Genomic DNA, 11,449 nt, shown 5'->3' on the forward strand with positions numbered 1-11,449 from the left:
ATTAGTTAATACTGCTATTGATAGGTTTTATGAATTTTCGTAATTGAATTTGAAAGCCATTACGGAGGCCGATAAATGCATTTTTTTCTTCAATAAAGCCAGCACGTTCTGCCCAGCTAAGTAATTCTTGGGCTTCAAAGCCAAGCCAAAGGTCTCCACAGCTTTCACGAGCCCATTCCTGATTGTGGTGGGCTAAATCACAAATAACCAATGAACTGCCAGGCTTTAAAATTGCATAGACATCAATAAATATTTGAGCAGGGGCGGGAACATGATGTAAAACCATATTCATGACAGCTGCGTCTACTTGCGGCCTTTCGTTTTTGTTGCACAAGTTTTTATAGCTATGGGTATCGCCTAATTCAAAGGTAATGTTGTTCAAACCTTCACTTAGCGCAAAAGCACGCGCTTTATTTAGCATATCTTGAGAGTTATCGATGGCAATAACGGATTTATATGTCTCGCTAAGCGGGCGTAGAAAATGACCTTCTCCTGGCCCAAATTCAATAATGGTTTGTTCTGCTAGATTGGCGCGCTGCTCTTGCAGAAGAAGCTCAAAGCTTGCTTGCGCATATAAGCTATGTTTCGCAATAAGCTCTTGTTGTTCATGAAAGCGGTCTGCATTGCGCGAAAAAAATGCTTGCGATTGAACTGCACGTTGTTCCTGAATACATTTGATTTTGTCTTGTAGGCTTTGATCAAGCGGGCACTGGTCAACTAAGGAAAATAATTGTTCAGTAGTAGACTTTACTCGCTGTGAATCGAATGAGACTGGACGACGATAAAAGACGGCATTACCTTCGCGCTGTGCTTCTACAAGACTTGATTGGCTGAGTACCTTTAAATGGTGACTCATGCCAGACTGTTTGGTGTTAAAAAGTTGAGTCAGCTCGAGTACGCCAAAGGTCTCAAACTGCAGTACCTGAAGGATCTGAAGGCGAAGAGGGTCACCGCAAGCTTTGAGAGCCTGGCTAAGGAGGTGGATGTCGCCGCAATTAATCGGTTCTACTTTCGAGGTGCTTATCATCATAGTTTTGAAGTATATCAATATATATTGATATAGCAAACACAATATCAATATATATTGATATTGTGTTTGGTCTAAGTGAGCTGAGGGGTTTTCAATCCAGATACTCGATTTACAGAGTGTTGTTAAAAGTGCCGAGGTGGCTGCCTAGAACAATAGGTCATCAATTTCTTGCTCTTCGTTTACTGGTTCTGCTTCAAGAATTAGCTCTCCAGCAGGTAGGTCTAAAGTAAACTTAGCGCCCTCGCCGGGAGTTGATTCAACCTCAATGCTACCTCCGATCTGTTGCGAGAGCAGGTTGACGTAATATAAGCCCAGGCCGACACCATAATGTTCTCGATTGTGTTCGTTATTTAATTGCCCGACTTCGGTAAAGACCCGCTTATGGTCTCGCGGGTCTATTCCGATGCCTGTATCTGATACTTCAAAGATAATGCGTTGTCCGCTAGTGGGGTTGAAGTCAGTGTTAAGGCGAATGTTGACGCTACCGCTTTGAGTGAATTTGATGGCATTATCAACAAGGTGCTGCAGCATTGAATAAATTTTCTTTTCATCGCTTAGCATTGTTAGGCCATCAGGGTAATCAATTGAGAAGTCCAAGCCTTTTTCAAGCGCTGCTTGCCTGAAGTTGGTTTCGAGCTTTAAGGCGAGAGAGCTGATATCGAAGTTTTTTGATATCATTCCCTGAGCGCCCAGAGAGGCGCTGGAGATATCGATCAGGGTTGTAATAATTGCGTTGATCTGGTTAGTGCTTTCAAATATTCGGCTAAGGGCATCGATACCAGATTTACCCAAAGGAGTCTCTTCGTCTTTTTTCTTCAGGGCTTTTGAAAAGCCAAGTATTCCATTGAGAGGGGTTCTGAGTTCATGGCTCAAGGTTGTTAAAAAACGGCGTCGAGACTCTTCTGCTTTGCCCAGATTTTCTTCCGTTGCGATTGATTGGGCAAAGCGATTAGCGGTATCGCATAGCATTTTGTAGTGCTTGATTTTACTTAGTAATTCTTTATGGCTAACAGGAGGGTGTATAATTTCGTTGCCGCCTGCTCGATAGTATTTTTCCTTGTCTTCGATGCTGGCCTTGTCAGAGATCAATATTGTAGTGAACGCAGAATCCTTTGCTTGCAGCTTGAAAGAGATGACTAGCTGGATGCAACGAACCATATCATTGGGTTGGTCAAGTATTAAAAACGTTGTAGGAACTTTCAGGAATCTGCTTTTCAGCTCATCTTCATTACTAATTTGCTCGACCTGGTAGCCGCTCGAGATTAGAGCGTCAACGAGAGCTGCGTTATTGTGCTTTCTTTCGCCGTACCAAATGATAGAGGTGAACGTATTGAATGACTTGGGTAAGTTCATGCACTGGACTCTGTTATGTGTTCTTTGCTAGTACTTCATACAGACCTTCCAGTACCAGGCCTAACTCATTCTCGAGGTTCTTAGCGCTATCTTTCATACCTTCAAGTTTGTCACTTGCTTGATAGGCTAGTGCCATTAGTTGTTCTTCCTGATCTTCGTCCAGGCCTAAGGAAAATAGTTTGGCTTCCAGTTCAGTAATCATATCAAGCATAACTTGTCGAACAGTGACATCATGTTCAGCAAGTTTATTGGTTAGCTGTTTGACCTGTTTTTCGGTCATACCTATAGCGCGGCCTAGTACATCTTTACGCTGGTCGGTCATTGATATTTGAGATTGAAGTGTGAGCAGTCGGCCATCGCAGATGCTTGATAAAACTGCGAGGTGATCTTTGAAACGACCGTAGCGGCTTTCATCGTCAACTGGCATATCATTTATAAGTACACCCATGGAGTCGCTGCAAACCATCGTTCAGACGCCAATGCTGATAATTCGCTCTTTAGAGTTTCTGAATTTGCTTAGTACGCGAGCTTCCATAGAGTCTTGCGAGCAATTAATAAAAACACTAGGGGTGCCATAGATGACAGCGGATGCGCTCAAGCCGAAGCCTGATGCAACTTCACATAGTTTTTGTCCAATGCCTTCCAGTGTTGTGATTTCCTGAGAGGTTTTCACGAATTCGATTATTTGGCCAAGCTCGCTACTTGATGTCATGGCTTCCATGGCAACTTTCATGGCGTTGCTGGCATCTTCCTTCGCTTTGTTTGTTTCGGCTTGGTGATCTATAAAGTAATTGACTCGTTCAAGCACTCGCTCCGGGTCAATTGGTTTGGTGATGTATTCGTTGCCGCCTGCTTCAAAGCCCGCAAGATGTTCTTCGACATTATCCATGGCAGAGACGAAAACAATGGGAACAACGCTGCTTTCTTTGTGCTTTCTAAGCTCGGTACAAACTTCGTAGCCAGTCATTCCGGGCATGTTTACGTCTAGCAAAATGATATCAGGTACTTCCTGGCTTACCTGATCCAGGCATTCTTGGCCGGAGCTGCATTCCACGATGTTAAAGTCATCTTCGAGAATCATTTTTAAAAGCACACGGTTTGACTCGACATCATCGACAACCATGATCGTTTTATCTGACATGCACTTTTTCCTGCTAAAAGTAATTTTACCTTTACTGAAGGTAGCACAAATCTCAGTGTTTGCAGATACTAAGTGAACTAAGTTTGCAAAGTGAAAAATGGGCTATAATGTGAATTAGAACTTGCTTGAACCGGCCACCTTTCTTGAAGGTAGGGTAACGGTTGGGTCTAAATTATTAGTATCACTAAGGAACATACATTGAATATTATTCAGCAAGGCTTCAATGCTTGTCTGCCTTCGATGGTTGAGAGTGACCGCGACTTTATTCATTTCAAGATCATGGCTTTTATGTGTTGTTTGATCTTTGTGATCGGCTTATACAGTCTAATTAAGTGGTCTTCTGTTGGTTACGACGCACTTGCCGCCTGGGCATGGTTGCTGGTCATTGGTGAGCCTCTATTGCTAATTGCGAACAAGATGGATCGCTTTCCTAGAATGCTGATAGCAAATACACAGGTATTCCTGGCATCTACGTATTGTGCTTGCCTGGTTTATTATCTTGGCGGTCTGCAGTCAGCTCATTTTTACTGGCCTGTTGTATTGATCGGTTTAGCGTTTACGGTGTGTGACCGAAAGTGGGGTGCCTTTTGGAGTGCGGTAATGTTTGCCGAAGTAGTTGTGTTTATCGTGTTGGAGCGCGGTGGGTACGAGCTTCCTGTGTTTGAGTTGAGTGATAAGCAAGATAAAATTAATACTTACTCTGGTTTTTTATTGCCAGTTCTGGCCCAGGCTTTTAGTCTTGCGTATATGTTTAAGCTTAGAAATGAGGCGCTTGAGTTTGCTGCCGAGTCAACCAAAGAGTCATGCTATCAAGCGGAGAAGGCTAAAGCATTAACTGACCAGTTACAGACCATTTTAGAGCAAGCGAGCCATTCGGCTAAAGCTTTGCTTGATACTTCTTCTCGTTTATCTTCTACGACAAAGATTATGAATGATGATAGTCAATCTATTAGCGAGAGGGTTGATATCCAATTAGAGTCCTCGCATGAAATGAATAATACGCTTCAAGATATGGCTAACTCGGTTAAACAGACCGCTACAGCAATGGAGGTGGTTCGCCTTAAGTCTGAGCAAGTGCAGAAAAATACGATTTCTAGTAGTGAGTCGATGCGAGAGACTATCGACTGCATGGAAAAAATAAAGGACGGTAATAATGATATTCTGGAATTTATGGGCGTGATTACCGCTATCGCAGAGCAAACAAACTTGCTGGCGCTAAATGCTGCAATCGAAGCCGCTCGCGCTGGTGATCAGGGGCGTGGATTTGCGGTTGTGGCGGATGAGGTCAGGACGCTCTCGCACAAAAGTAACGAGTCGGCAGAAAAAATACGCCTGCTTCTGGCTGTTGCGGAAGAGAGTATCGACCAGGGCTGTATGGTTGTGAACGAAACGGGTAATCGCCTGGAGGCCGTCACCTCCGAAGTCGAAGATATTGCCCGAGAGATAAATGTTTCAGCCGATGCGATGGGTATGCAAAGTCAAGGTATTGAGGGTGTTGTGAGCAATAGTCAGTATCTAGATGAGGCTTGCCAGGAAAACGCAGACTTTTCTGCAAAGCTGGCGTCAAACGCCCAGTCGTTGCTTGATATAGCTGAACACCTGGGGTCACTGTCTTATACAATGAGTGATACTGTTAGTCAGGCATCAAATATGAAGCGTAGCTAAGTCTCTTCTTGATTGTTTGGTTTGGTTTGCTGCGCTAATGCCCAGTCGATATGTTCTGCGACCAAGGGGGAGGCAGTTTCTCTACTTCGTTTTAAGGCTGCAACGATAACTAATGACTGTGGCGCATTTCCAAGTGCGACGGCTATATTTCTTAACCAGGATTCGTAGCCCGCTCTGCGAATGGGTGATCCTGCGGTATTCGTTAGGAAGGTTTCTTCATTCCAAGAGAATAACTCTAGCAGAGTGATATCATCTAGCTTGTTTCGGGGGCTAAAGTCTGTCTCTTGGCTGGGTTTTCTGAACTTGTTCCAAGGGCAGACGAGTTGGCAATCATCGCAACCAAAGATTCTGTTCCCCATAGGCTTTCTTAGCTCTAGCGGAATCCTACCTTTTAACTCAATTGTTAGATAAGAAATGCAGCGCTTAGCATCTAGTAAGTACGGTCCTTCAAATGCTTTTGTCGGGCAGGCAGTGAGGCAGGCCTTACAGCTACCACAGTGTTCCTCTATGTATGGTTTACTTATTGGAAGAGGGAGGTCGGTATATATTTCCCCCAGAAAAAACCAGGAACCCGCTTCACGACTGATAAGCATAGTATTTTTACCGAACCAGCCTAAACCCGCTTTCTGGGCAAAGGCTCGTTCAAGTACAGGTGCGCTGTCGACAAAAGCTCTAAAGCTGTAGCTTTCCGCTTTTTGTTTTATATGTTCGATCAGCTTTTTTAGCCTCGAGCGGATTAGCTTATGATAGTCACGCCCCAAGGAATAGCGGGATATATAGGCTTTTTCTTTTTCGTTCAAAAGGCCTAGAGGAGAGTTTGGGTCGCTTAGATAATTCATGCGCAAGGAAATAACCCTAAGCGTGCCGGGAACTAATTCATCAGCCTGCCAGCGTTTGCTTCCATGCTTTTCCATATAATCCAGGTCTGCATGAAAACCTCTATCGAGCCAGTCTTTGTATCGTTCTATATGAATGTCTAGGTCATTAGTTGTGATGCCAAATTGCTGAAACCCAAGTTCTAGCGCTTTTTTTTGGATTGACTGCTCAAGTTCTAGCAGCTCGTTGTGAGTAAGATTGGGCTTAGTGTTTTGCATCGAATCTATTCTAGCGGCATCTTTGTGTAAGTCTGACGATGTTTTGCTATACTTAACAGTTAACTAGGAATGTTTGTTCAGCAAATACATTAATAAGCAATGTGTTACGACGCTATTATGGCATAAACGTGCAGCAGAACCTGCTTTTTGTGTCTGCAAAGAGCGCTTGTTTTAATATTTGTTTATGGATTATAGGGCAAGAGAGTGAATCGATATAGGGTGCGAGTATGACAAAAGCGGCTATTGGGCTTGTATTGGTTGACGAGTCAGCGACAGTAGCATTAGGACGCTTGTTATTCAGTGTCATCGATGAGCATTGTTTTCATCAAGGTGTGGTGAGTATCTTTTTGCACGGTGACCTCGGAATGGGTAAGACAACCTTAACTAGGGGGATTCTCGAAGGTGCAGGGCACTTTGGTAAGGTGAAGAGTCCGACTTATACGATTGTTGAACCCTATGAATTACAGAATGTGCAAGTTAATCATTTTGACTTGTATCGTTTGGGCGACCCCGAAGAGCTAGAATTTATGGGGGTGCGTGATTATTTTGAAGTGCCTCATGACGGTCAGGAAAAGCAGTTGTGTGTTATTGAGTGGCCTGATAAAGGCCAGGGTTTCTTGCCTGAGGCCGATTTTGAAGTCGATTTGAGCTGCACCGGGCGTGGTCGCCTTTGTAAGATTACTGCAGATGGCGAGATTCTTTCAGTATTGAAAGAGGTTAGTTTAAGGCCGGGCTCGGGTTTGGTAGTGAGTAATGTTTCATGCTGAGTAATTATAATTTGAGTTCATGTGGTTTCAAGCATGTCTTTTGTGATTGAGTAGAGAGCTGAATTTAATGAAAGTTCGTACTAGTAGAGTTAGCTTCCTGGCAAAGGTGCTTGTTCTGTTCGCTGCCTTTACGTTTATGGCTGGCAGTGTAAATGCTGCTCAAGCGAAAGTAACTAATGCGCGTATTTGGGAGTCTCCAGAGTATATTCGTTTAGTTCTGGATTTATCACACCCGGTAAAGCATAAAATCATGATGCTGAAGAATCCCTCGCGTTTGGTTTTGGATATTAATGATGCTGATAAGGCGCTTAAGTTTGATAGTTTGAATCTCAAAGGTACGCCTATTTCCGGAGTGCGCAGTGCACGTAGAAATAAAGATGATCTTAGGGTTGTATTGGACTTAAAAGAAGAGGCTGAAACGAAAAGCTTTTTGCTAAAGCCAAATCAGAAGTACGGAAATCGTCTGGTTGTTGATTTATATACGAAAACAAAAAAGCTAAATGAAGCGCGCAAGAATGTTGTTAAGAAAGTGCCTGCGGGTCAGAAGCGAGACATTATCGTTGTTATAGATCCAGGGCATGGTGGGGAAGACCCGGGTGCCATCGGCCCGAATCGTATAAAAGAAAAAGATGTCGTGTTGGCAATTGCTAAAGAATTGAGAAAGCAGATTAATGCTCAAAAAGGCTTTAAAGCTTACCTGACCAGAGAGCGGGATTATTATATTGGTTTGCGCAAGCGTACCCGGATTGCCAGAAAGCATAATACTGACTTGTTAGTGTCTATTCATGCTGATGCATTTAAGAAAGCCCAGGCACACGGTGCATCAGTTTTTGCCTTGTCAAACCGTGGCGCGACCAGTGAGACAGCTCGTTGGTTAGCGCAAAAAGAGAATTCTGCCGATTTAATAGGCGGCGTGGGTGGTGTAAGTTTGGAAGACAAGGATGACGTTCTAGCGAGCGTACTCTTGGACCTTTCTTCCACGGCAAGTTTAAAAGCGAGTTTAGGCGTAGGTAGTAAGGTATTAAGCTCCATGGGCAATGTTGCTCGTTTGCATAAGCGTTCGGTTCAGCAGGCAGGTTTTGTGGTGTTGAAGTCACCAGATATTCCATCAATATTGGTTGAGACAGGATTTATTTCAAATCCGGCAGAGTCCAAGAGATTAAAGTCGTCAAAGTATCAGCGGAAAATGGCCAAGGCGATAAAGGGCGGAATTCTCGCTTACTTTAATGACGCGCCACCTCCGGGAACGCTATTGGCATGGAATAAGGGTGGCAATAGTGTAGTGAACCAAAGTGTTGCTCAAAGCACTAAATCAAAAGCCACGAATTTCAAGAAGTATGTTGTTCGAAAAGGTGATACCCTTTCCCATATTGCGATGCGCAATGATGTATCGCTTACAGAGCTTCGTCGTTTGAATCGGCTTCGCTCTGATAATGTATGGGTTGGTCAACGCTTGTCGCTACCTTCCTCGTAAGCTTCCGTTTTTGATTAGATTTTCAGATTTCTTCTATGAGTAAAATTCATAAGCTATCCGCGCGCCTAGCAAACCAGATAGCTGCAGGTGAAGTGGTGGAGCGTCCTGCTTCTGTTGTAAAAGAATTATTAGAAAACGCCTTGGATGCGGGTGGACGCAAAATATTGGTCCAGGTTGAGCAAGGCGGTGTTAAGCGAATTTTAGTTCGTGATGACGGTGAAGGCATGGGCAAAGATGATTTACCTCTATCCTTAAGTCGTCACGCTACCAGTAAAATTGAATCCCTGGATGATCTGGAAACCGTCGCGACCTTAGGGTTTAGGGGGGAAGCCTTAGCAAGTATTAGTTCGGTTTCCCGTTTAGCACTTAGTTCAAAAACAGACAATGCAGAGCAGGGCTGGCAAGCTGTTACTGAGGGGCGAGACATGGAGGCCCGCTTAAGTCCTGTTGCTCATAATCGAGGGACAAGTGTTGATGTTAGGGACTTGTTTTTCAATACACCTGCTCGAAGAAAATTTTTGAGAACAGAAAAGACTGAATTTAATCATTTAGAAGAAGTCCTAAAACGCCAAGCGCTGAGCCGCTTTGAAGTTAGTTTTGAGTTGGTTCACAATCAGAAGGTTGTGCATAGTTTACGCCCAGCGCCGACGATCAAGGAAAAACAGCTGCGTATCGCTGCCTTATGTGGCAAGCCCTTTATGGAAAATGCCGTTGATATTGATGTAGAGGCAACGGGGCTTAAGTTATGGGGCTGGGTAGCTAAACCAACCTTCTCAAGAAGTCAGGCTGACTTGCAGTACTTTTACGTTAATGGTCGTGTTATCAGGGATCGTTTGGTGAGTCATGCTGTAAAGCAGGCTTATCGTGATGTCTTATATCATGGGCGTCACCCTGCCTTTGTTTTGTATCTAGAGCTTGATCCTGCGCTGGTTGATGTCAATGTTCATCCGACCAAGCATGAGGTTCGTTTTAGGGATGGGCGCTTAGTTCACGATTTTATATTCAGAAGTCTTCATAAGGCGCTTGCGGATATTCGACCAGAAGAATTGGCCGCTCCTGAAGATGGTTCGGCACCGAATCGCGACTTGTCAAATATTCAGGCAAGTACTTCGCTTCAAGCTCAGGCTAGTGCTTTTACGCCGAGTTATGGTTCTCAGTCAGCAATGTCTTTGGGAGTCCAGGGAGTTAGTAGTGCGGTGACTGGCGCTGGCCAAGGTGTGGGAAGTGCTTCGCCATCAATGTTGCAAACATCTGGCCAGGGTGTTTCGGAGGTTCTATCTCAATATAAAGCCCTTCACCCTGATCAGAACCTTGGTCAGCAGCAAGAAGCTGTTGATGGGCGTGAACACCCATTAGGTTTTGCTATTGCTCAGCTTCATGGGATTTATATTCTCGCTCAGAATAGTAGTGGTTTGATTGTTGTAGATATGCACGCAGCTCATGAGCGGATTACTTATGAGCGAATGAAAAATGATTTTTATAGTGATGGAATCAAGGCTCAGCCCCTGCTTGTGCCGATGAATATCTCTCTAAGTCAACGAGAGGCTTCTGTTGCTGAAGAATGTGCCGGGGACTTACAGAAATTTGGTTTGGGCCTAGAACGGTCTGGTCCGGAAAGTATCGTTATTCGTCAGGTGCCAGTGATACTTCAGCAGGTGAATGTTGATCAGCTAGTAAGAGACTTGTTGAGTGATATGATTACGCACGGATACTCCGACCAGCTAGAGGCAAAAGCGAATGAGTTGATGTCGACTATGGCTTGTCATGGTTCGGTAAGGGCCAATCGATCGTTGACGATACCGGAGATGAACGCTTTGCTGAGAGATATGGAAGAAACTGAGCGCAGTGGTCAGTGTAACCATGGCCGCCCAACCTGGACCGCACTGTCTATGGGTGAGCTGGATAAGTTATTTCTGCGGGGGCGTTAAGATGTTGCGAATACCTTCTTTAAGGCTTTATCAATGAGCTTGCCTAGTGCAATTTGTCTAATGGGGCCGACAGCGGCGGGTAAGACAGACCTGGCAGTCTCTCTTCATGAAACCTTAGCTTGCGACATTATCAGTGTGGACTCTGCCTTGATATATCGAGGCATGGATATCGGTACGGCAAAACCCGAAAAAGAATTGTTGGCGCGCGCTCCACACCGACTGATTGATATTATTGCTGCTAAAGACAGTTATTCGGTAGCTCGGTTTTATGATGATGCGCTAAGAGAGATGCAGGAAATAACAAGTCGTGGACGCACACCTTTATTGGTGGGCGGTACGATGATGTACTACAAAGTTTTGCAGAATGGTATCGCATCCTTGCCTTGTGCTGATGACAAGGTTCGCGCAGCGATATCTCTTGATGCTGAAAAGCATGGCTGGCCTTATGTTCATGAGCAGCTGGCGCTAGTCGATCCCGAATCTGCCGCGCGCCTAAAACCAACTGATTCCCAGCGTCTTCAAAGAGCTTTGGAGGTTTTTCGGGTAACAGGAAAGACGCTGACTCAGTTTTGGCAGGATCAGCAAAGTCAATCAGAGAGTGGCGCAATTCCGCCAGCCCCCTATGAATTCATTAACCTCTCAATTGCACCGAGTGATCGTTCCGAGCTGCATCAACGTATTGCTCTACGCTTTGATATTATGTTGAAGAGTGGTTTTATCGAAGAGGTTGAAGGGTTTTACCACTCTGGAGAGGTGACAGCAGATATGCCTTCAATGCGTTGTGTTGGCTATAGGCAGGTTTGGGATTACCTAGATGGCAAGTTAACGAAAGATGAAATGCGAGAAAGGGGGGTTATTGCAACTCGACAACTCGCTAAAAGGCAGCTAACTTGGTTGAGGTCTTGGCCAAATTTGCACCAATTAGAGACGAATGATGTAAAAGTGCTGGCTAAAGCGCGAGAAATAATTGAAAATGCTAAATATTAAGACGCATCTC

General features: G+C 44.5%; 10 protein-coding genes. 5 read left to right on the plus strand and 5 right to left on the minus strand.

Annotated elements, in window-relative coordinates:
• Window position 1: 1 nt before the first annotated feature.
• The 4 genes from A3766_RS21810 to A3766_RS21825 all read right to left on the minus strand — a co-directional run bounded on the left by A3766_RS21810 (window position 2) and on the right by A3766_RS21825 (window position 3,524).
• Window positions 2–1,030, minus strand: a complete 1,029-nt coding sequence (locus A3766_RS21810) for a metalloregulator ArsR/SmtB family transcription factor (protein WP_197469927.1) — start codon at window positions 1,028–1,030, stop codon at window positions 2–4.
• A 144-nt stretch (window positions 1,031–1,174) separates the two neighbouring features.
• Window positions 1,175–2,383 (minus strand): hybrid sensor histidine kinase/response regulator, encoded by a 1,209-nt coding sequence (locus A3766_RS21815; RefSeq protein WP_068514955.1) that lies wholly within the window; start codon window positions 2,381–2,383, stop codon window positions 1,175–1,177.
• Between the two features lie 13 nt (window positions 2,384–2,396).
• Window positions 2,397–2,831, minus strand: coding sequence for a hypothetical protein (locus A3766_RS21820; RefSeq protein WP_068514054.1), 435 nt, complete (start codon window positions 2,829–2,831; stop codon window positions 2,397–2,399).
• A gap of 21 nt (window positions 2,832–2,852) precedes the next feature.
• Complete coding sequence (locus A3766_RS21825) at window positions 2,853–3,524, minus strand: PleD family two-component system response regulator (protein WP_068514958.1); 672 nt, start codon at window positions 3,522–3,524, stop codon at window positions 2,853–2,855.
• Between the two features lie 198 nt (window positions 3,525–3,722).
• Here A3766_RS21825 and A3766_RS21830 point away from each other — a divergent pair, with 198 nt between their 5' ends.
• On the plus strand, window positions 3,723–5,189 hold the full coding sequence (locus tag A3766_RS21830; RefSeq protein ID WP_068514961.1) for a methyl-accepting chemotaxis protein: 1,467 nt from the start codon (window positions 3,723–3,725) through the stop codon (window positions 5,187–5,189).
• Here A3766_RS21830 and queG read toward each other — a convergent pair.
• Window positions 5,186–6,283 (minus strand): tRNA epoxyqueuosine(34) reductase QueG, encoded by a 1,098-nt coding sequence (queG, locus tag A3766_RS21835; protein WP_068511750.1) that lies wholly within the window; start codon window positions 6,281–6,283, stop codon window positions 5,186–5,188. The two genes, A3766_RS21830 and queG, sit on opposite strands and share 4 nt — an antisense overlap.
• Before the next feature lie 227 nt (window positions 6,284–6,510).
• Here queG and tsaE point away from each other — a divergent pair, with 227 nt between their 5' ends.
• The 4 genes from tsaE to miaA all read left to right on the plus strand — a co-directional run bounded on the left by tsaE (window position 6,511) and on the right by miaA (window position 11,439).
• Window positions 6,511–7,050, plus strand: coding sequence for a tRNA (adenosine(37)-N6)-threonylcarbamoyltransferase complex ATPase subunit type 1 TsaE (gene tsaE / locus A3766_RS21840; RefSeq protein ID WP_068511749.1), 540 nt, complete (start codon window positions 6,511–6,513; stop codon window positions 7,048–7,050).
• Window positions 7,051–7,117: 67 nt separating this feature from the next.
• Window positions 7,118–8,524 (plus strand): N-acetylmuramoyl-L-alanine amidase, encoded by a 1,407-nt coding sequence (locus A3766_RS21845; protein WP_068511747.1) that lies wholly within the window; start codon window positions 7,118–7,120, stop codon window positions 8,522–8,524.
• 35 nt (window positions 8,525–8,559) lie between these two features.
• The gene (gene mutL, locus A3766_RS21850; RefSeq protein ID WP_068514965.1) at window positions 8,560–10,452 is read left to right on the plus strand and encodes a DNA mismatch repair endonuclease MutL; all 1,893 of its coding nucleotides are present in this window, start codon (window positions 8,560–8,562) and stop codon (window positions 10,450–10,452) included.
• Between the two features lie 33 nt (window positions 10,453–10,485).
• Window positions 10,486–11,439: a tRNA (adenosine(37)-N6)-dimethylallyltransferase MiaA gene (gene miaA, locus A3766_RS21855; protein ID WP_068514967.1), complete on the plus strand. Its 954-nt coding sequence runs from the start codon at window positions 10,486–10,488 to the stop codon at window positions 11,437–11,439.
• The last annotated feature ends 10 nt before the right edge of the window (window positions 11,440–11,449 follow it).

The sequence above is a fragment of the Oleiphilus sp. HI0132 genome, assembly GCF_001635845.1.

Coding starts and splice junctions, on each gene's coding strand:
- A3766_RS21810 (WP_197469927.1), bottom strand. CDS start 1,030: ATGATGATAAGCACCTCGAAAGTAGAACCGATTAATTGCGGCGACATC.
- A3766_RS21815 (WP_068514955.1), bottom strand. CDS start 2,383: ATGAACTTACCCAAGTCATTCAATACGTTCACCTCTATCATTTGGTAC.
- A3766_RS21820 (WP_068514054.1), bottom strand. CDS start 2,831: ATGGGTGTACTTATAAATGATATGCCAGTTGACGATGAAAGCCGCTAC.
- A3766_RS21825 (WP_068514958.1), bottom strand. CDS start 3,524: ATGTCAGATAAAACGATCATGGTTGTCGATGATGTCGAGTCAAACCGT.
- queG (WP_068511750.1), bottom strand. CDS start 6,283: ATGCAAAACACTAAGCCCAATCTTACTCACAACGAGCTGCTAGAACTT.
- tsaE (WP_068511749.1), top strand. CDS start 6,511: ATGACAAAAGCGGCTATTGGGCTTGTATTGGTTGACGAGTCAGCGACA.
- A3766_RS21845 (WP_068511747.1), top strand. CDS start 7,118: ATGAAAGTTCGTACTAGTAGAGTTAGCTTCCTGGCAAAGGTGCTTGTT.
- mutL (WP_068514965.1), top strand. CDS start 8,560: ATGAGTAAAATTCATAAGCTATCCGCGCGCCTAGCAAACCAGATAGCT.
- miaA (WP_068514967.1), top strand. CDS start 10,486: ATGAGCTTGCCTAGTGCAATTTGTCTAATGGGGCCGACAGCGGCGGGT.